The following is a 19461-nucleotide window of genomic DNA, read 5'->3' on the forward strand; positions in this document are numbered from 1 at the left end:
CTACCGGGACAGGGCGCGCACGGCCGCGGCGAACGCGTCGCCGCGATGGCCGTAACCGCTGAACTGGTCGAAGGATGCCCCGGCCGGTGCCAGCAGGACGGTGTCACCAGGTCCGGCGAGACGCGACGCGGCCTCGATGACGGCTGTCATCACCGCCTCGCCAGTCACACCAGTCTCATCTTTCCCATGCACCCCAAAATCCTCCCCCGTCACAGGCGCAACGACGGGGACATCCGGGGCGTGTCGCGATAACGCGTTCGCGATCAGCTCCCGGTCACGGCCAATCAGCACCGCTGCGACCAGCCGATTCCCCACCGCGGCGACGAGTTCGTCGACCGAGGCGCCCTTGAGCAGCCCGCCGGCGATCCAGACCACACGCGGATACGCGGCGATCGAGGCCTGCGCGGCGTGCGGGTTGGTGGCCTTGGAGTCGTCGATGTACGTCACGCCGTTATGCGTGCCGATGACCTCGGCGCGGTGCCTGCCCACCTGGAATCTCGCGAGCGCATCCGCGATGGACTCCGGCGCCACCCCGACCGCGCGGGCCAGCGCCGCCGACGCCAGCGCGTCAAGAACCCCGACCGGGCCCGCTACCGGAATTGATGCGACTGGGGCCAGCGGTACCCGCTCCCCGAACGCGTTGTCGACAAGCATGCCGTCGCGCACGCCGAGCTCCCCCGCCGCGGGTTCGCCCAGCCGGAAGCCGACCCGCACCGGGGCCGCAGCCTTTTCCAGCAGATCCGCGGCAATCGGGTCGTCGAGCCCGGCGACTGCGATCTCACCGGTGAGCACCCGGGCCTTGTCGCTCGCATAGGCCGCCAGGCTGCCGTGCCAGTCGAGATGATCTTCGGCGACGTTGAGAACCACGCCCGCCGCAGGCCGCAGCGACGGCGCCCAGTGCAGCTGGAAGCTGGACAGCTCGACCGCCAGCATCTCGGAGGGTTCGGCGAGCACGTCGATCACGGGATTGCCGATGTTGCCGCACAGCACCGCGCGACGTCCCCCGGAAACCAGCATGGCGTGCAGCATCGACGTCGTCGTGGTCTTACCGTTGGTTCCGGTGACGACGAGCCATTGCCGCGGCGGGCCGAAGTGGCCGGAACTGTCCAGCCGCCAGGCCAATTCGACGTCACCCCAGATCGGCACGCCGGCGGTCGCCGCGGCAGCGAGCACCGGTGCGGTCGGGGAAAATCCGGGACTCGTCACGACGAGGTCGTAGTCGGCGATGTGCGCCTGAGCGTCGACGGTCGTCACCACACGTGCAGGTGTAATGAGGCGTTGCAGCGCCAGTGGGTCGTCGTCGCAGATCGTCAGCCGTACACCCGTCGGCTCCAGCACGGCGCTCACCGAACGGCCGGTGATACCCGCGCCCGTCACGAGGACGCGCGCGCCCGGCACCAGAAGCGAGAGAGCGCTCACGTCACCCGCCGACAGTGGTGAACCACTCGCTGTAGAACAGTGCGACACCGAGCCCGCAGGCGATCGCGGTCAGCAGCCAGAAGCGGATGATCACCGTGGTTTCGGCCCACCCCACCAACTCGAAGTGATGATGGAACGGCGCCATGCGGAACACCCGGCGCCCAGTCGTGCGGAACGCCAGGATCTGCACTACGACCGACGTGACCTCGGCGACGAACAGGGCGCCGAGCACGACCGCGAGCATCTCGGTGCGGCTGGTCACCGACAGGCCGGCGATGATGCCGCCCAGCGCGAGCGATCCGGTGTCGCCCATGAAGATCTTGGCTGGCGCGGCGTTCCACCACAGGAAGCCGATGCAGGCCCCCGCCGTCGCAGCGGCGACGATCGCGAGGTCCAGCGGATCTCGCACGTTGTAGCAGCCCAGCCCAGGACTGATCGCGCACGCGTTGCGGAACTGCCAGAAGGTGATGAGCACATAAGCCGCGCACACCATCGCCATCGCGCCCGCAGCGAGCCCGTCCAGCCCGTCGGTGAAGTTCACCGCGTTGGACCATGCGTAGATAATCGTGACGCAGAAGAGGATGAACAACGCGGGCGGCAGTGTGACCGTGGCGATTTCACGGACATAGGACAAGTCGGGGCTGCCCGGAGTCAGCCCGTCGGAGTTGCGGAACTGCAGCGCGAGCACACCGAATATCACCGCGGCGGACAGGATGCCGACGGTCTTGGCCGTCTTGTTCAGGCCCAGGTTGCGTGACCGCCGGATCTTGATCAGATCGTCGACGAACCCGACGAAGCCGAGCGCGGTCGCCAGGCCGAGCACGAGCATGCCCGATGCCGACGGGCCCCTGCCGTCGATCACCACACCGACAAGGTGGGTGCCGAGATAGGAGGCCCAGATCCCCGCGACGATGGCCACGCCGCCCATCGACGGTGTGCCGCGCTTCTTGTGGTGGCTGGGCGGGCCGTCCTCGCGGATCTCGTGACCGAAGCCCTGCTTGGTGAACAGCCGGATCAGTACCGGAGTCAGCAGGATCGAGACCGTCAGGGCGATTCCGACGGCGATGAGGATCTGCCTCATGCGATCGGGTCCCCCTGATCGGCGATCAGGACATCGGCGAGCGCACCCAGGCCAGCCGAGTTGGAACCTTTGACCAGCACCACGTCACCGGCCCGTAGCTCGGACCTGAGCACAGCTAGCGCGGCGTCGGCGTCGGCGACCATGGTGGCCTCGGGCCCCCACGATCCCTCCATCACCGCGCCGTGGTGCATGGCGCTCATAGCCCTCCCGGTTCCGATGACGATCAGTCGTGACACATCTAATCGCACGGCCAACCGGCCGATGTTGTCATGCTCCGTTATCGCGTCGTCACCGAGTTCGGCCATCTCGCCCAAAACCGCCCAGCTGCGACGTCCCCTCCGCGCCATCCAGGCCAGCGCCTTGAGCCCGGCGCGCATGGAGTCGGGGTTGGCGTTGTAGGCGTCGTTGACGATTGTCACACCGTCAGGTCGCGTGGCGACCTGCATGCGGTGACGAGACGCCGGGCCCGCCGCGGCCAGCGCCGTCGCGATCTGTTCGAGGGTCGCACCGCATTCGAGCGCGACGGCCGCCGCGCACAATGCGTTAGACACCTGATGGTCGCCGTGCACGGCAAGCGTGACGTCGACCTGACTGCTGCCGGCGTGCAGCGTGAACCGCGGCCGGGCGAGTTCGTCCAGCGTCACGGAGTCCGCCCACACATCGACTTCCGCGGACCGAGAGACCCGCACCACGCGCGCCTCGGTCACATCCGCCATCGCGGCCACCGCCGTGTCATCGACATTGAGGACCACCGCTCCCGAGGACGGAACAGCTTGGGGCAGTTCGGCTTTCGTCTCCGCGATCGCCTCCCGCGATCCGAACTCTCCGAGGTGCGCGGTGCCCACGTTGAGCACGACGGCGATCGACGGCGGTGCGATGGCGGCCAGGGCCGCGATGTTGCCGCGGTGCCGCGCCGACATCTCCAGCACCAAATAATCGGTGGACTCCGTCGCACGCAACACCGTCCACGGGTGGCCGAGTTCGTTGTTGAAGGAGCCCGGCGGCGCGATGACCTCACCCAGCGGAGTGAGCACAGCGGCCAGCAGATCCTTGGTCGACGTCTTGCCCGACGAACCGGTGACACCGACGATCGTGAGCCCGCCCTCGACCAGCCGCGCGGCCACGGCCCCGGCCAAACGCGCCAGGCCGGCCAGCACCGCGGCACCCGATCCGTCGGTGTCGTGTTCGAGCACGCTGGCGGTGACATCGCCCGCCGACGGTTCGACGACGATCGCGGGCACCCCGACGGGCCGCGCTGCCAGCACCACGACCGCTCCCCGTTCGACCGCTCCGACCGCGAAGTCATGGCCATCGGAGCGTGCCCCGGGCAGCGCCAGGAACAGTCCGCCGGGCCCGACGGCGCGCGAATCGAACTCCACGGTTCCTGTGACACGGGTCGCGGCCGCCTGCTCGGGGCTGATGTCGGCGAGCTGCCCACCGACGATGTCGGCGATCTCGGCGATGGTCAGGTTGATCACCCGCGACGACCCAGCGCCTCGAGGGCTTCGGCGAGCTCGACGCGGTCGTCGAACGGCCGGGTCACGCCATGGCTGGTCTGCCCCGGCTCGTGCCCCTTACCCGCGACGAGCACGATGTCACCGGGCTGCGCCCACGCGACGGCGAAGTCGATGGCCTCGCGACGGTCGCCGATCTCGACGACTTCTGCGGCGCCCGTCGCCCCCGCGACGATCGCGGCACGGATGGTCGCGGGCTCCTCGTCGCGCGGGTTGTCGTCAGTGACCACGACGAGGTCTGCCAGCGCAGTGGCGACCCGGCCCATCGGCTCACGCTTGCCGGCATCCCGGTTGCCGCCCGCACCGAACACCACGGCTAGCCGGCCTTTGCCGTGCCTCCGCAGCGTCTGCAGCACCGCTTCCAAAGCCCCCGGCTTGTGGGCATAGTCGACGAGCGCAAGGAACGGCTGCCCGCGATCGATGGATTCCAGGCGTCCGGGCACGCTCGCGGTGCGCAGCCCGTGCGCGGCCTGCTCCGGAGACACCCCGACGGCGTCCAGCAGAGCCACCGCGAGCAGACAGTTCGCCACGTTGTAGCGCCCCGGCAGGCCGATCCTCAGGCCGTGGTGCACGCCCGCGGGGTCGACGGCCAGAAATTCCTGGGCGCCGCCACCGGTCGTGCGGATGTCTTCGACCCGCCAGTCGGCCTCTCCCCCGGCTACGCTCACCGACACCGGATCGTGTGCGAGCGCAGCCATCGCGCGACCCGCCTCGTCGTCGACGCACACCACCGAAACGCTTGCATGCGTTGGGGATTGCGGGTCGAACAGTTGAGCCTTGGCGTCGAAGTAGTCCTGCATCGTCGGATGGAAGTCCAGATGGTCGCGGGACAGGTTGGTGAACCCGCCGACTGCGAAGCGGACACCGTCGACGCGCCCTAGGGTCAGCGCGTGGCTGGACACCTCCATGACGACGGTGTCGACGCCCTGTTCGACCATCGCAGCGAGCAGCGCCTGCAAGTCGGGGGCTTCCGGTGTGGTGAGCGCGCTGGGCTGATCGCGGCCATCGATCCGGATGCCGACCGTGCCGATGAGTCCTGGCATGTGGTCGGCCGAACGCAGGCCGGACTCGACGAGATACGTGGTGGTCGTCTTGCCCGACGTTCCGGTGACCCCGATGACTCGCACCTTCTCCGACGGATGTCCGTAGACCGTGGCCGCGATCTCGCCGAGCACCGAGCGCGGCGAGGGGTGAATGAGGACAGGAACATCGAGGTCACCTCCGATCTCGGCGACTCCGGCGGCGTCGGTGAGGATCGCGGCGGCCCCGCGCGACACGGCCTCGGCGGCGTGGCGGGCACCGTGCGACGAGGCGCCCGGCAACGCGGCGAACAGGTCGGAAGCTCGCACGTCCTGACTGCGCAGCGTTACCCCGGTGATTCGGATGTCAGCGACCCCGACTCCGCGTGCCGGCACCGCGGCGACCTGCTCGGCAAGCAGTCCGAGCGCGCTTCCGGCAGGGTGGCTGGGACGCAAGTTCATAGCGAGAAACAACCTACCGGCCCGGTGCGCGGCCCCTTCGGGCGCTCAGTCCGCTTGCAGCGTCAGCCGCGGACCCTCGGGCGAGAGCGGCACGTTCTCCCGCTGGAGCAACCAGGACGCGATGTTGTGGAACAGCGGGGCCGCCGTGGTCCCTGGCCGCCCGTCGGCGGTGCGCTGCGGGTGGTCCATCATCACGCCGATGACGTATCGGGGATCGTCTGTCGTGGCGATGCCCGCGAAGGTGATCCAGTAGACGTCGCTGTAGTAGCAGCCGCATGCCGGGTTGATCTGCTGCGCAGTGCCGGTCTTTCCGGAGAGCTGGTAGCCCTCGACAGCGCCCTGCGACCCGGTGCCCTGTTGTACGCCCATGGGATCGCGCTGGAGCGTCGACCGAAGCATTTGTCGCACCGTCTGCGCGGTCTGAGCCGACACCACCCGCACACCTTCCGGCCGCGGTTCATCGGTGCGGGAGCCGTCGGGAGCGACGGTGGACTTGAGGACGCGCGGCGGAATGCGCACCCCGTCGTTGGCGATCGCCTGATACATACCCGTCATCTGCAGCAGCGTCATCGAAAGACCTTGTCCAATAGGCAAGTTCGAGAATGTGCTGCCCGACCACTGGTCGATCGGCGGGACCAGGCCCGCGCTCTCACCCGGTAGGCCGACGTTGGTGCGCTGGCCGAGGCCGAACTTGCGCACCATCTCGGCGTAGCGCTCCGGACCGATGCGCTGGGCCAGCATCAGCGTGCCGACGTTCGAGGACTTCCCGAAGATTCCGGTGGTGGTGTACGGCATGACGCCGTGCTCCCAGGCATCACCGACGGTGACGCCACCCATGTCGATAGAGCCCGGCACCTGCAGTACCTCGTCGGGGTTCGACAGGCCGAATTCGATCACCGAGGCCGCGGTGATGATCTTGTTCACCGATCCCGGTTCGAAGGGCGATGACACCGAGAGGTTGCCCAGCTGACGGTTGTCCTGCCTGCCGATGTCCTGGCTCGGATCGAACGTGTTGTCGTTCGCCATCGCCAGCACTTCACCTGTTTTCGCGTCCAGCACCACCGCCGACGCGTTCTTCGCACCGGAGAGGTCTTTGGCCTGCTGGACCTGCTGCTGGACATAGAACTGAATGTCGTCGTCGAGTGTCAGCACGACCGTCGACCCGTCCACCGCGTCGTGGCGGTTGCGATAACTCCCGGGGATCACCACACCGTCGGAGCCGCGGTCGTAGGTGACTGAACCGTCGGTGCCGGCCAGGACCGCATCCAGCGAATCCTCCATTCCCAGCAGACCGTGGCCGTCCCAGTCGATACCGCCCACGATGTTGGCCGCCAGCGCACCACCGGGGTACTGGCGCAGATCCTGACGCTCAGAGCCGACCTCGGGGAACTTGGTGGTGATGGCGTCGGCGATGGCCGGATCGACAGCGCGAGCAAGATAGACGAACGTCTCGTTGCTCTTGAGCTTCTTCAATACCGCGGCCGCATTGGGCTTGTTGTTCATCCGCAGCGCCACCTCGGCGGCGATCTCGCGCAGCCGGGTTTCCGGACTCGGCGCCTCCGACGTCTTGGCTCGCGCCTCTTCCAGTTGCTTACGCACCCGGACCGGTTGGAACGTCAGCGCACGGGCCTCGATGGTGAAGGCGAGCTTGTCGTTGTTGCGGTCGACGATCGCACCGCGTACCGCCTGATCGACGTCGGTGACCTTGAGTTGACTCGCGGCCTCGGCGCGCAGACCCTCGGCCCGCGGCACCTGGAGGTTGAACAACTGCGCGGCAGCGACGGTCAGCACCAGGAATATGACGGCGTTGCCGACGCGGTGCCGGAACACGAACGACGCGCTGCGCAGGCCACCTTCGGACGACGGCGTGCGGGTGCGCCGCGACCGTGCGGACCGCTCCTGTGTCTTGACCGTCTTTGCAGTGGCGGTCGACTTGCGGGGTGCCGAGCCCTTGCCGCGGCTCATGCCGGGGCGCCGGGCGCGGGTGGGACTTGGAGCGGCTGCTGGATCACCGGAGCCGACGGTGCGGCCGGCGTGGCGGGCAGCGGCCCCAGCGCCGGCAGCGTGCCCTGTACCGCGTGTGGCACCTCGACTCCGGGCGCGGCTACCGGCGGGACCGCGGGGATCGGTATCGGCTGGCTTATGCCGGGGATCGGCTGGGACGCACCGGGCGTCGGCATCAGGGCGGGTCGCTCCGGGATACGCACGGTGAGCTCGCGCGGTTCCGTCACCCGCGCGGCCGGAGCCTGCGGGGGTGCGGGGGGCACCTCATCGGGCAGCGGGGTGTTCAGCGGCGGCGGCGGAACACCTTCTGCGGGTTTGGGAGTGCCGACGACGACCCAATTGCCCGAGGGATCCTGCACAAGATGCGCCGTGTCCCTGGACGGGATCATCCCAAGGCCGCGGGCCGCTTCGGCCAACGCGGGCGCGGCCTGGGCCTCGAGCACATCCCGTTCCAGCGCTTCCTTCTGTTGCAGCAGAGCCTGATTCGTCTCGCGAGCGGTGCCGAGCTGGTATGAGCGTTCGGCAGCGTCGGTCGACAGCCACAGCGTGGTCCCCAGGCCGGCGCCGAGTGATCCAATGACCAGGACGACGAACGGCACCCGCGCGATCAGCGCGCGAGGGCGCAGGTCCACCGAGGACAGCTTGACGAGGATACGCTCGCGTAACGGAGGCCGAATAACTTTGGGCGCCTTGGCCTTACGTGCCTTAGCGCGAGCCTTGGCCTGGCTGGCGTTCTTCGGCCGGGCCGGAGCACTAGTGGGCCGTGGAATCGGGCTGGTCTGGGGCGCCGACCGGCGCGGGCGCTGGTCACGGGTGGGCTTGCGGCGCGATGGCGCCTCCGCCGGTCGACCACCGCTTCTGGGGTTGCGGCGACGCTCGTCGTTGCCACGCGCCTTGACTGGACGCTTGACCTGCTTGCCCGGCTTGCCTTGCTTGGCCTGCTGCTTGCTCTTCATCGACGTGCCCCCACCTTTTCCAGCGCCCGTAGCCGCACACTTGCGCTACGTGGGTTCAATGCGATCTCTTCATCCGCGGCGCGTTCGGCGCCACGGGTCAAGGCGACGAATTCCGGTTCATGACCGGGCAATTCGACGGGTAGGTCTTGCGGCGTCCTGGATGCCGTGGCCGCCGAAAACTGGTTCTTCACGATGCGGTCCTCCAGGGACTGATAGGCCATCACCACGATCCGGCCGCCGGGCGACAGCGCGCCGAGCGCGGCCGGCAGCGCGTCGCGTAACGAGTCCAGTTCGCCGTTGACGGCGATGCGCAGCGCCTGGAACGTCCGCTTCGCGGGATGTCCCCCGGTCCGGCGGGCCGGTGCCGGAATCGCCTGGTACAACAGCTCGACCAGCTCACCGGTGGTCGTGAACGGCCGGTTGGCGCGCCTGCGGGCGATCTGCGAGGCGATCCGGCTGGCGAACCGCTCCTCGCCGAACTCACGTAGCAGCCGCGCCAGCGTCCGTTCGTCGTAGGTGTTGACGACCTCCGCGGCAGTCAGCGGCGCGTCGGGGTCCATCCGCATGTCCAGCGGCGCGTCCGACGCATAGGAGAAGCCGCGGTCGGTGCGGTCCAGCTGCATCGAGGAGACCCCGAGGTCGAACAGGATGCCCGCCACGGAGAAGTCGTCGCTGCCCACCCAGTAACCGGATTGCTCGAGCGCGCCTTCGATCCCGTCGTACCGGGTACGGACCAGCAGCACGCGGTCGCCGAAACCGGACAGCCGCTCACCGGCGATCCACAGCGCATTCGGATCGCGGTCCAGCCCGATCAGCCGCAGGGCGGGGAACTGAGTGAGGAAGCGCTCCGCATGCCCACCCGCACCGAGTGTGGCGTCGACGAGCACAGCGCCGCTGCCGTCTGCGGCGTTGCGAGTCAGCGCGGGGGCTAGGAGCTCGACGCAGCGGTCGAGCAGGACGGGAATGTGATCAGGCATCGCGGTGAATCCCTCCAGCCCTCCGGTGAAGGCCCATGCATCGAGGTCCCTGTCCGAGTGTGCGGACCTGGCGTCGGGGAAGTACGCCAGGGCCGAATCGGACAGAGGCCACGTTGCACGGGCAACGAGCCGGTCAGCCGCCGCATCAGCGGCAACATCAAATGATGTCGTGCAGAGCTTCATCTGTGGCCGCGGAGAAGTTCTCTTCGTGGGTCTGCTGGTATTCCTGCCACGCGGCCGAATCCCAGATCTCCAGGTAGTCAACCGATCCGATCACCACGCAGTCCTTCGAGAGGTTGGCGTAGCGCCGGTGATCGGCCGACAACGTGATCCGGCCTTGTGTGTCGGGGTGCTGTTCGTCAGTGGCCGCGGCCAGGTTCCGCAGGAATGCCCGAGCCTCCGGATTGCTCCGGGACGCCTGCGACGCCCGTCGTGCCAGCTTTTCGAACTCCGCGCGCGGGTAGACGGCGAGGCTGTGATCTTGGCCCTTGGTGACCATCAACCCTCCTGCCAGTGCGTCGCGGAACTTGGCGGGCAGTGTGAGCCGCCCTTTGTCGTCGAGCTTTGGCGTGTAGGTGCCGAGAAACATCCCGCCACCTCCCGCGCCACTCCGGAGCCCCGGTTGCTCCGTTGACCGCCACTTTACCCCACAATCCCCCACATCACTCCATTTGATAACAAGATTTGTGCACGCGTCCCCACTTAGCAGGGAAATCGAGGTCACCGCAATGACACGGTCCGATATCGGGGTGTCGCGCCGACGATAAAACCCCAGGTAGGACGCCCGTGACAGTTGGTGGGGCGCGGTGGGGCGTCAACCCAGCAGGGTGAGCTCGCGACACGCACAAATAAGGGGTAGCCCGGTGCGGGCTACCCCTGGGGTTGGTCGGTATGGGCTACTCGTCGAAACGACGCCGGAACCGGTCCTCCATGCGGCTCGTGAACGATCCGCCGGAGCCCTTGGCTTTCTTCTGCCGCTGCTGTCCAACCTGGTCGGTGGTGGCTGAACGGTCACGGCCGCCCGACACGCGCGGACCCGTGATCGCGAAGACCACGCCACCGAACATCACGATGAACCCGATCACGGACAAAATCGCGAAGTCGCCGATCCGGGTGGCCGGGATCGCGATACCCGCGACCAGCATGGCCAGTCCGATCACGAAAAGCGCTGCACCCTGCAGTCGACGCCGGGTGGAGGGCGCGCGGAGCGTTCCACCGCGGACGCTCGAAGCGAACTTCGGGTCCTCGGCATAGAGCGCGCTCTCGATCTGATCGAGCATGCGCTGCTCATGATCGGAGAGTGGCATTCGTCCCTCCCTCGGGGCCCTGGAGCCGATGCGACCGGTCTCTATCGTTCAAACTGATGTCCGCCCGCAATCACGGGCGCCTAACAGTCATGATACGAGGTCAATCTGAGCCGTACCACCTTGTTCGACGCCCGATTGTATGACGTGCACCGCCGCCGATGAGCAACACCGTGCTCATTCGATAATGGGTGGCACGTGACCGCACGAAGTTGTTCTCAGGACAGGAGCAAGTTGGCGACATTTCTGGTCGATCTGTCGCCGAGCGATATGCAACGCCGGCTCGGTGACGCGCTCGCCGTCTACGTCGACGCCATGCGATACCCGCGTGGCACCGAAGACCAACGCGCATCGATGTGGCTCGAGCACACCCGACGCGGCGGTTGGAAGGCGGTTGCCGCCGTCGAAGTCCCAGAGGCCCCCGACCGAGACGGACCCGACGCGGTTCCGTTCTCGGACGTTGAGTTGGCCTCGGCATCGCTCCTCGGCATCGCGTACGGCTATTGCGGTGCGCCAGATCAGTGGTGGCAACAGCAGGTGGTCGCCGGTCTGCACCGCGTCGGCGCGGACACCGCACGCATCGCCGAGCTGATGACCAGCTACTTCGAGTTGACCGAACTGCACATTCATCCCCGCGCCCAGGGGCGCGGACTCGGCGAGGCACTCGCCCGCAGGTTGCTTGCCGACCGCGCCGAATCGCAGGTGCTGTTGTCGACACCGGAGATCAACGGCGAAGCGAACCGAGCCTGGCGGTTGTACCGCCGCCTCGGCTTCGCCGACATCATCCGGGGCTACCACTTCGCCGGCGACCCGCGGGCGTTTGCCATCCTCGGGCGGTCTCTGCCTCTCTGAACCTCTTTGCCCCTCTCTGGGCTGCTCCGGTCTGGCACGATGACCACGTGCGCGCCCAGCATTCCCGGAACCGTCGGCTGCTCGCCGTGATGTTGCTGATCCTCATTGCCCTTCCGTCGCTCGTCGGATGCGTTCGGATCAGAGCGTCGATGACGGTCTCACCCGACGACAGGGTGTCGGGGCAGATCATCGCGGCGGCCAAACCGCGCGACGCCGATGACAAGGGCCCACAACTGCTCAACAACCTCACGTTCGCCAACAAAGTGGCGGTATCGGAATACAGCCGCGACGACTACGTCGGCTCACAGGCAGTGTTCTCCGATCTCACGTTCGCCGAACTCCCCCAGCTGGCCAATATGAACCGCGACGCCGCGGGCGTGGACATCGCGCTCCGGCGCGCCGGCGACCTGGTGATACTCGAGGGCCGCGTCGACCTGACCTCGCTGAGCGACTCCGAAGCCGACGTCTCGCTGTCGGTGTCTTTTCCCGGCGAGGTGACATCAACCAACGGGACACAGGTGTCCGCCGAGATCGTCGAGTGGAAACTGCGGCCCGGCGTGGTCAGCACGATGAACGCGCAGGCCCGATACACCGACCCGAGCGCCCGCTCGTTCACCGGGGCGGCGATCTGGCTCGCCATAGGGTCATTCCTGGTCGCCGGAATCATCGGCGGACTCGCCTACTACAACCGCGACCAATCGCCGCGCGTCGGCGAGCGCCCCGCAGAGTCCCGGTGATCCAACGCTCTGACTTGCTAAACCAGCAGGCGCAGGCTCTACTCTGGATGCACTCGGGGCGAGTAGTGCACAGAGAAAGGGGCGCCCGCTGAGCGTGTACGCAGCGGCACCGTCAGCCGTCGAGTTGGCCAAAGCCGTCACCGAGCAACTGCGCGCCTATCTCGCCGAGCGTCGCAGCGAGTGTGCCTACATGGGCACCGATTACGGCGAACTGACTGCGGCGCTCGAAGAGTTCGTACTGCGTGGCGGCAAGCGCCTGCGGCCGGCATTCGCATACTGGGGATGGCGAGCCGTGGCCGATGACCCCGATGACGGGGCCGAGGAGCAGGCGTTGCGCCTGTTCTCCGCGCTCGAGTTACTGCATGCCTGCGCCCTCGTCCACGACGACGTCATCGACGCATCGGCGACCCGCCGCGGGCTGCCCACGGTGCATCGGCTCTTCTCGGAGAAACACCGCACCAGCGATTGGCACGGGAACTCGGACCAATTCGGACTGTCGGCGGCGATCCTGCTCGGCGACCTGTCACTGGTGTGGGCCGACGACATCGTCGCCACGGTAGAGCTGCCGATCGAGGCGCACCGCCGCGTGCACCGGATCTGGGGCGCCATCCGCACCGAGGTCCTCGGCGGCCAATACCTCGACATCGTGGCCGAAGCCAGCGGTGCCGAATCGGTCGCGTCGGCAATGACGGTGAACATCTACAAGACTGCGTCGTACACGATTTCGCGCCCGTTGCAGCTGGGCGTCGCCGCGGCGGCCGACCGCCCGGACGTGCAGGCCGCCTTCCACGAACTCGGCACCAACCTCGGCGTCGCGTTTCAGCTGCGCGACGACGTACTCGGCGTGTTCGGCGACCCCGCCGTGACCGGTAAGCCCTCCGGTGACGACCTGCGTTCGGGTAAGCGGACGGTGCTGCTGGCGGAGGCGGTCGAGCTGGCCGAGAAACACGATCCGGTAGGGGCCAAGATGCTCCGCACATCGATCGGTACAGAGCTTTCCGATGCGCAGGTCAAAGATCTGTGCCTGCTCATCGAATCGGTCGGCGCTCTCGCCGCCGTCGAGAACCGGATCGACGTGCTGACCCGTCGAGCGCTGGCGATACTCAACGTCGCATCGATCGACGACCAGGCCAAGATCGGTCTTTCCGAGCTCGCCAGATTGGCCGCCAACCGGTCCGCCTGACAATGACACCCTCGTCAACGGCGCTACCGTCGAAGAAATCAGCTCTTGTGCAACGCATTTCGCGGCTCGCGACGTTTGCAACGTCACCGGAGGCCAAACCCGCACGACTGGGCGCGCTTGGTGCTGTCCTGATCGCCGCCGGTGGACTCGGCGCGGGCAGCACGCGGCTGCACGATCCGCTGCTGGAATCGCTACACCTGTCGTGGCTGCGTTTCGGTCACGGTCTGGTGCTGTCGTCCGTGCTGCTGTGGGTCGGTGTGGCGCTGATGCTGGTGGCCTGGCTGCGATTGGGCCGCAGCGTGATCGACCGCACCGCGACCGAATACACCATGATCGCTACGACGGCGTTCTGGCTGGCTCCACTGCTGTTGAGCGTTCCGGTCTTCAGCCGCGACACCTATTCGTATCTGGCACAGGGCGCACTGCTGCGCGACGGATTCGACCCCTATGTCGTCGGCCCGATCGAGAATCCGAACTCGTTGCTGGAGAACGTCAGTCCCATCTGGACGACCACAACGGCGCCGTACGGACCCGCCTTCATCCTGGTCGCCAAGTTCGTCACGTTGGTGGTAGGCGAGGACGTGGTCGCGGGCACGATGCTGCTGCGGCTGTGCATGCTCCCCGGTCTGGCGCTGTTGATCTGGGCGGCGCCGCGGGTGGCGCGGCACGTCGGCGCCAACGGTGCTGCGGCGCTATGGATATGCGTGCTGAACCCGTTGGTGATCATCCATCTGATGGGTGGCGTGCACAACGAGATGCTGATGGTCGGGCTGATGATGGCCGCGATCGCGCTGACCTTCAGCGGCCACCACTTCTGGGGAGTCAGCCTGATCGCCGTCGCGGTCGCCGTGAAAGCGACGGCGGGGCTTGCCCTTCCGTTCATGGTGTGGGTGTGGACGCGGGACCTACGGCAACGGCGCGGCTACGGACCCGCGAAAGCGTTCACGGCGGCGACCGTCGCCTCCGGTCTCATCTTCGTCGCGGTGTTCGCGGTGTTGTCACTGGCCGCAGGCGTCGGCCTGGGCTGGCTGACGGCGCTGGCCGGTTCGGTGAAGATCATCAACTGGCTGACATTGCCGACCGCGGCAGCCAACCTGATCAACGTCATCGGCAGCCTCTTCATGCAGGTGAACTTCTACGCCGTGCTCGACGCCACCCGGATCTTCGGTATCGCGATCATCGCCATCTCACTTCCCTTGCTGTGGTGGCGGTTTCGTCATACCGATCGCGAGGCACTCGTTGGTATCGCCCTGGTGATGGCGGTCGTGGTGCTTTTCGTCCCCGCAGCACTGCCCTGGTACTACACCTGGCCGCTGGCGGTCATCTCGGCACTGACGCAGAGCAGACAGTCGATCGCGATCATCGCGGGCCTGTCGACCTGGATCACGGTGATCTGGAAACCCGACGGAGCACACGGCATGTACTCGTGGCCGCACGTGCTGCTGGCCACGGCATGTGCCGCAGGGGCGTGGTATTCGCTGTACAGGGCGCCGGAAGCTAGCAAGCCCGACCGCGGCGCGGTCAATAAGCCAGGGCCTGGGCCCGACGCACCACCTCACGAGCCTGATGAGAGTGCAGCGCGTCAACCGGCCGGGCATTAGCCTGCTTGTCGGTCTCCCCGTCCCTGCTGATGGTCAGCGACGAATCCGGGGTGAACAACCAGCGCACGATCTCGGTTTCGCGGTATCCGCCGTCGTGCAACACGACGAGCAGGCCGTGCAGGCTTTTCACCACGTGACCGGAGTCGTCGAAGAAGATCTTCGGTACCACCACCGCGCCGTCACGGCGCACGCCGATGAGGTGTCCCTCCCTCAGGTGCTGATGCACCTTGGTCACCGCGACACCAAGTAAATCGGCGACAGCGGGCAGGTCGTAGACGGCCTCGCCGGGGTCCAGAACATCGTCGGCGGCCGGAATGCTGCTCACCCCATCGAGTCTAAGTCGACGGGGCCGACTCGTAACATGTGTTTCGTGGAGACCTCCCAGCAGTCGGCCCCGCTCGTCGGGACCGTCCTGGACGGTAGGTACCGCGTCGACACCATGATCGCCACCGGCGGGACGAGCTCTGTGTACCGCGGACTGGACCTCCGCCTCGACCGACCGGTGGCGCTGAAGGTCATGGAATCCCGCTACGCAGGCGACGAACAGTTCCTCACGCGGTTTCAGCGCGAAGCGCGCGCGGTGGCCCGGCTCAAGAATCCCGGCCTGGTCGCGGTCTACGACCAAGGCGCTGGAACACCGGGCAGGCAGGCCCCTTATCTCGTGATGGAGCTTGTCGAAGGCGGAACCCTGCGGGAGCTGTTACGTGAACGCGGGCCGATGCCACCACATGCCGTCGCCGCGGTACTCGCACCGGTGCTTGGCGGGCTGGCGGTCGCACACGCGGCCGGTCTGGTGCACCGCGACATCAAACCGGAGAACGTGTTGATCTCCGACGACGGCGAGGTCAAGATCGCCGACTTCGGGCTGGTCCGCGCGGTTGCCGAAGCGAAGATCACATCGACCAGCGTCATCCTCGGCACCGCCGCGTACCTGTCACCCGAACAGGTCAGCACCGGCGACGCCGATCCTCGCAGCGACGTGTACTCGGTCGGCATCCTGGCCTATGAGCTACTCACCGGCGTCACCCCGTTCACCGGTGACAGCGCGCTCACGATCGCATACCAGCGGATGGACCACGACGTACCCGCGCCGGGCACGGTGATTGCCGGTGTGCCAACACAATTCGACGAGCTCGTGCTGCACGCCACCGCCCGCGATCCGCAGCGACGCTATACGGACGCCCGCGACATGGCCGACGACCTCGCCGAGATCGTCGACGACCTCGGCCTGCCCGCCTTCCGCGTTCCGGCGCCGAGCAACTCGGCCCAGCACACCGCGGCGGCCACCGTCGTCACCGCCGCCAGGAAGCCCAGGCCGGCGTCCCAGGTGCCACCACAGCACACGCGCGAACTCACGCTGGGCAGTATCGGCCCCCAGGAACCCGAATATCAGCCGGTGTCAGGACAATTCGCCGGTGTCGATCTCGACGAGTTCTACTGGGCGCGGCAACGGGCCAAGCGTGTGTTGCTCTTCTGGATGATCGCCGTCGTCACGCTGACCGGGCTGGTGGCCGCGGGCGCGTGGACGATCGGCAGCAACATCGGTGCGCTGCTGTAGCTAGTCGCGCAGCATCTCCGCGACGAGGAAGGCCAGCTCCAGCGACTGCTGGGTGTTCAGCCGCGGGTCGCAGGTCGTCTCGTAGCGCCCGGCCAAGTCCGAATCGGAGATGTCCTGAGCGCCGCCGAGGCACTCGGTGACGTTCTCACCGGTGATCTCGACGTGGATGCCGCCCGGATGCGTGCCCAGCGCGCGGTGCACCTCGAAGAAGCCCTGCACCTCGTCGACGATCCGGTCGAAGTGGCGAGTCTTGTAGCCGGTCGACGACTCGTGGGTGTTGCCGTGCATCGGATCGCACTGCCAGATCACCTGATGCCCGGTCGCCTGCACCTTCTCGATGATCGGTGGCAGCAGGTCGCGAACCTTGTTGTTGCCGAAGCGCGTCACCAGAGTCAACCGGCCCGGCTCGTTGTTGGGATCCAGCCGTTCGACGTACTCGACGGCGAGCTCCGGCGTCATCGTCGGGCCGAGCTTGACGCCGATCGGATTCGCGATGACTTCGGCGAAAGCGATGTGGGCTCCGTCGAGCTGGCGGGTGCGCTCACCGATCCACACATAGTGTGCGGACAGGTCGAACAGCGCGTGCTCACCTTCGTCGGTCTCACTCAGTCGCAGCATCGCACGCTCGTAGTCGAGCACCAGCGCCTCGTGCGAGGCGTAGATCTCGGCGGTCTGCAGGTTGGGGTCGTTGACACCGCAGGCGTTCATGAAGCGCAGACCGCGATCGATCTCACCCGCGAGTGCCTCGTACCTGGCGCCGGCAGGCGACGTGCGGACGAATTCACGGTTCCAGTCGTGCACCAGATCCAGTGACGCGAGTCCGCCTGCCGTCAGGGCGCGAGTCAGGTTCATCGCGGCGCTCGCGTTGGCGTACGCGCGGACCAGCCGGGACGGATCGTGCTCGCGCACCGCGGCATCGGGTGCAAAACCGTTGACCATGTCGCCGCGGTAGGACTTCAGCCCCAGCGCGTCGGTGTCCGACGAACGCGGCTTGGCGTATTGCCCGGCGATGCGGGCCAGCTTGATCACCGGCATGCTCGCGCCGTAGGTCAGCACCACTGCCATCTGCAGCAGAGTCCGGATGTTGCCCCGGATGTGGGGTTCGGTGTTGTCGGCGAACGTCTCGGCGCAGTCGCCACCCTGCAGCAGGAACGCCTCACCGCGGGCGACGTCGGCCAGCAGGCCCTTGAGCCGCTCGATCTCAGACGGCACGGTGATGGGCGGAACGCTTTCCAGAACGGTCCGCATCGCCTTGGCCTGTTCGGCGTCCCAGCTGGGCTGCTGTGCGGCGGGCTTGGCGAGTGCGGTGTCCAGGCGTTGCCGCAGCTCATCAGGCAGCGGCGGCAGCGATGGCAGCTGATCGATGGGTACGTCGACGGTCCAGTTCACCCGTCAATGGTAACTGGACGCCGATACCGGTTTTTACCGCTGGACTGGCACTTCCCCCGTGGTCATCAACTGGAACCGCATCAGGTTGTGACGTGCGTCGACCAGGGCATCGTGAGCATCACGTGGCCGCGGCGGCATTCTCGGCGATCCCCGCTCCTCCCAGAACTGCCGCAACTCACGGGTGAACCGTGGAATCGCGGGCGGCAGATCGGTCATCGGGCCCCACAGCTGGCACAGCACGACATGGTCGTAAGCCCCGACCCAGGCCCACAGCTCGATCGGCTCGTCACCGTCGACGCCGAAGAAATCCTCCAGGTCCGACCGGATCTGCCGCCGGGACCGCCATAGCTGCGATGCCGGCGACGGGAGCTTGGGCAGCACGTGTTTGCGCACCCAGCTGCCCGCGCGCTCAGGGTCGAATTCCGTTGAAATACCGTAATATTCGCGGCCGTCCTCGGCCGCGACGCCGATCGAGATCAGCTCGATCGTCCTGCCGTTGTCGATGAACTCGGTGTCGTAGAAGTACCTCACGCTCCCGACACTCCCGCCGGCGTTCCCCCCGGCGCCGGGGCGGCGTGGATCTCGCGATCGAGTTCTCTATCGACCTCGCTGTCCTCGGGGAAGCGCGGCTCACCCGCGACCACGTGCTGCAACCACAGCTTGGCCTGCACGACCGGCCTCCGCAATCGTCGTTCGCGCTCGAGCGCTCGGTGCATTTTCTTGGGTCGATCACCGTACCGCCAGCGGGCCCACGGCGCGTGTGGGCGGGACAGCCGGATCGCCCCGATGAAGAGCAGTGGGGTGATGAACATTCCGACCAGGCCCGTCCATACCTTGCCCTTCAAGAGCACGATGACGGCGAGCATCAGGGTGAATGCCGCGAGGGCGATCACGCTGGCCCTGGCCTCGAACGAATGATCGTTCTGCCAGATCCCGATATCGAAGAACGACAACGGGTTGAACCCCAGAACGAGCAGTCCGGCGACGGCGACCGCGGCGAACACCGCATCGACCGAAGTTCGCCCGTCTTCGGCCCAGTACACGTCCTCCAAATGCAGGATCAGCGCGAACTCGTCGAGCACCAACGCAGCCCCGACTCCGAAAAAGGTTGCCGCGACCGTGAATTCGGGTACTCCCCCGTTGACCCCCAACGTCACCATCGATACCCCGGAGATCATGACAAGGATCACGCCGATGACCACATGGTGGATGTGTAACCCGCCGCCCGCGGAAATGTTGCGCGGCTGCCACCATTTGCGCGGCGCGTCGGAGTCCGCATGGCTGCGGATGTACCGGACGATGGTGCGTGTCACAAAGAACGTCAGAATGAACGCGACCAGGCAGAACACCAGCGGCAGGCGGCCATGTGGGATGCCGATGTCAAGATCGAAGGTCGCGCGCACGG

General features: G+C 67.0%; 18 protein-coding genes. 5 read left to right on the top strand and 13 right to left on the bottom strand.

Annotated features, from left to right (window positions below; all coding sequences use genetic code 11):
* From murD to ACIA48_RS29600, 9 genes are all read right to left on the bottom strand, one after another.
* Complete coding sequence (gene murD, locus ACIA48_RS29560) at nt 1-1419, bottom strand: UDP-N-acetylmuramoyl-L-alanine--D-glutamate ligase (protein ID WP_396739767.1); 1419 nt, start codon at nt 1417-1419, stop codon at nt 1-3.
* A 1-nt stretch (nt 1420) separates the two neighbouring features.
* Nucleotides 1421-2500 (bottom strand): phospho-N-acetylmuramoyl-pentapeptide-transferase, encoded by a 1080-nt coding sequence (gene mraY / locus ACIA48_RS29565; RefSeq protein WP_396739769.1) that lies wholly within the window; start codon nt 2498-2500, stop codon nt 1421-1423.
* Nucleotides 2497-3978: a UDP-N-acetylmuramoyl-tripeptide--D-alanyl-D-alanine ligase gene (murF, locus tag ACIA48_RS29570; RefSeq protein WP_396739771.1), complete on the bottom strand. Its 1482-nt coding sequence runs from the start codon at nt 3976-3978 to the stop codon at nt 2497-2499. Before murF ends, mraY begins: the two co-directional genes overlap by 4 nt.
* Nucleotides 3975-5495 carry a UDP-N-acetylmuramoyl-L-alanyl-D-glutamate--2,6-diaminopimelate ligase gene (locus ACIA48_RS29575; RefSeq protein WP_396739773.1) on the bottom strand — a complete coding sequence of 507 codons (1521 nt, stop codon included), beginning with the start codon at nt 5493-5495 and terminating at the stop codon, nt 3975-3977. Before ACIA48_RS29575 ends, murF begins: the two co-directional genes overlap by 4 nt.
* A gap of 45 nt (nt 5496-5540) precedes the next feature.
* A complete protein-coding gene (locus ACIA48_RS29580; RefSeq protein WP_396739775.1) occupies nt 5541-7460 on the bottom strand; it encodes a peptidoglycan D,D-transpeptidase FtsI family protein in 1920 nt (639 codons plus the stop codon).
* Nucleotides 7457-8455 (bottom strand): hypothetical protein, encoded by a 999-nt coding sequence (locus tag ACIA48_RS29585; protein WP_396739777.1) that lies wholly within the window; start codon nt 8453-8455, stop codon nt 7457-7459. Before ACIA48_RS29585 ends, ACIA48_RS29580 begins: the two co-directional genes overlap by 4 nt.
* Complete coding sequence (gene rsmH / locus ACIA48_RS29590) at nt 8452-9432, bottom strand: 16S rRNA (cytosine(1402)-N(4))-methyltransferase RsmH (RefSeq protein WP_396739779.1); 981 nt, start codon at nt 9430-9432, stop codon at nt 8452-8454. The genes ACIA48_RS29585 and rsmH overlap by 4 nt, the downstream gene beginning before the upstream one ends.
* A 157-nt stretch (nt 9433-9589) precedes the next feature.
* Nucleotides 9590-10021 (bottom strand): division/cell wall cluster transcriptional repressor MraZ, encoded by a 432-nt coding sequence (gene mraZ, locus ACIA48_RS29595; protein WP_396739780.1) that lies wholly within the window; start codon nt 10019-10021, stop codon nt 9590-9592.
* 307 nt (nt 10022-10328) lie between these two features.
* On the bottom strand, nt 10329-10739 hold the full coding sequence (locus ACIA48_RS29600; protein WP_396739782.1) for a DUF3040 domain-containing protein: 411 nt from the start codon (nt 10737-10739) through the stop codon (nt 10329-10331).
* A gap of 231 nt (nt 10740-10970) precedes the next feature.
* Here ACIA48_RS29600 and ACIA48_RS29605 point away from each other — a divergent pair, with 231 nt between their 5' ends.
* The 4 genes from ACIA48_RS29605 to ACIA48_RS29620 all read left to right on the top strand — a co-directional run bounded on the left by ACIA48_RS29605 (nt 10971) and on the right by ACIA48_RS29620 (nt 15109).
* Complete coding sequence (locus ACIA48_RS29605) at nt 10971-11588, top strand: GNAT family N-acetyltransferase (RefSeq protein ID WP_396739784.1); 618 nt, start codon at nt 10971-10973, stop codon at nt 11586-11588.
* An 89-nt stretch (nt 11589-11677) separates the two neighbouring features.
* Nucleotides 11678-12325 (top strand): LppM family (lipo)protein, encoded by a 648-nt coding sequence (locus ACIA48_RS29610; RefSeq protein WP_396739911.1) that lies wholly within the window; start codon nt 11678-11680, stop codon nt 12323-12325.
* Nucleotides 12326-12419: 94 nt separating this feature from the next.
* The gene (gene idsA2, locus ACIA48_RS29615) at nt 12420-13508 is read left to right on the top strand and encodes a bifunctional (2E,6E)-farnesyl/geranyl diphosphate synthase (RefSeq protein ID WP_396739786.1); all 1089 of its coding nucleotides are present in this window, start codon (nt 12420-12422) and stop codon (nt 13506-13508) included.
* 2 nt (nt 13509-13510) lie between these two features.
* Nucleotides 13511-15109 carry an alpha-(1->6)-mannopyranosyltransferase A gene (locus ACIA48_RS29620; RefSeq protein ID WP_396739788.1) on the top strand — a complete coding sequence of 533 codons (1599 nt, stop codon included), beginning with the start codon at nt 13511-13513 and terminating at the stop codon, nt 15107-15109.
* Here ACIA48_RS29620 and ACIA48_RS29625 read toward each other — a convergent pair.
* On the bottom strand, nt 15030-15434 hold the full coding sequence (locus ACIA48_RS29625; protein ID WP_396739790.1) for an Rv2175c family DNA-binding protein: 405 nt from the start codon (nt 15432-15434) through the stop codon (nt 15030-15032). The genes ACIA48_RS29620 and ACIA48_RS29625 overlap by 80 nt on opposite strands.
* Nucleotides 15435-15470: 36 nt before the next feature.
* Here ACIA48_RS29625 and ACIA48_RS29630 point away from each other — a divergent pair, with 36 nt between their 5' ends.
* A complete protein-coding gene (locus ACIA48_RS29630) occupies nt 15471-16667 on the top strand; it encodes a protein kinase (protein ID WP_396739792.1) in 1197 nt (398 codons plus the stop codon).
* On the opposite strand, the gene ACIA48_RS29635 is transcribed toward ACIA48_RS29630, so the two are convergent.
* From ACIA48_RS29635 to ACIA48_RS29645, 3 genes are read right to left on the bottom strand one after another with little or no spacing between them, the layout of a single operon-like run.
* A complete protein-coding gene (locus tag ACIA48_RS29635) occupies nt 16668-18056 on the bottom strand; it encodes a class II 3-deoxy-7-phosphoheptulonate synthase (RefSeq protein ID WP_396739794.1) in 1389 nt (462 codons plus the stop codon). It abuts the gene before it with no gap.
* A 33-nt stretch (nt 18057-18089) separates the two neighbouring features.
* Nucleotides 18090-18587, bottom strand: a complete 498-nt coding sequence (locus tag ACIA48_RS29640) for a polyadenylate-specific 3'-exoribonuclease AS (protein ID WP_396739796.1) — start codon at nt 18585-18587, stop codon at nt 18090-18092.
* On the bottom strand, nt 18584-19459 hold the full coding sequence (locus ACIA48_RS29645; protein ID WP_396739797.1) for a hypothetical protein: 876 nt from the start codon (nt 19457-19459) through the stop codon (nt 18584-18586). The genes ACIA48_RS29640 and ACIA48_RS29645 overlap by 4 nt, the downstream gene beginning before the upstream one ends.
* Nucleotides 19460-19461: the final 2 nt, after the last annotated feature.

The organism is Mycobacterium sp. NPDC051804 (assembly GCF_044452905.1).
Taxonomy (GTDB): domain Bacteria; phylum Actinomycetota; class Actinomycetes; order Mycobacteriales; family Mycobacteriaceae; genus Mycobacterium.

Excerpts from the sequence above, each read along its gene's own strand:
- mraY (WP_396739769.1), bottom strand. The coding sequence starts at position 2,500 with ATGAGGCAGATCCTCATCGCCGTCGGAATCGCCCTGACGGTCTCGATC.
- ACIA48_RS29575 (WP_396739773.1), bottom strand. The coding sequence starts at position 5,495 with ATGAACTTGCGTCCCAGCCACCCTGCCGGAAGCGCGCTCGGACTGCTT.
- ACIA48_RS29580 (WP_396739775.1), bottom strand. The coding sequence starts at position 7,460 with ATGAGCCGCGGCAAGGGCTCGGCACCCCGCAAGTCGACCGCCACTGCA.
- ACIA48_RS29585 (WP_396739777.1), bottom strand. The coding sequence starts at position 8,455 with ATGAAGAGCAAGCAGCAGGCCAAGCAAGGCAAGCCGGGCAAGCAGGTC.
- rsmH (WP_396739779.1), bottom strand. The coding sequence starts at position 9,432 with ATGCCTGATCACATTCCCGTCCTGCTCGACCGCTGCGTCGAGCTCCTA.
- mraZ (WP_396739780.1), bottom strand. The coding sequence starts at position 10,021 with ATGTTTCTCGGCACCTACACGCCAAAGCTCGACGACAAAGGGCGGCTC.
- ACIA48_RS29600 (WP_396739782.1), bottom strand. The coding sequence starts at position 10,739 with ATGCCACTCTCCGATCATGAGCAGCGCATGCTCGATCAGATCGAGAGC.
- ACIA48_RS29610 (WP_396739911.1), top strand. The coding sequence starts at position 11,678 with ATGTTGCTGATCCTCATTGCCCTTCCGTCGCTCGTCGGATGCGTTCGG.
- ACIA48_RS29620 (WP_396739788.1), top strand. The coding sequence starts at position 13,511 with ATGACACCCTCGTCAACGGCGCTACCGTCGAAGAAATCAGCTCTTGTG.
- ACIA48_RS29630 (WP_396739792.1), top strand. The coding sequence starts at position 15,471 with ATGTGTTTCGTGGAGACCTCCCAGCAGTCGGCCCCGCTCGTCGGGACC.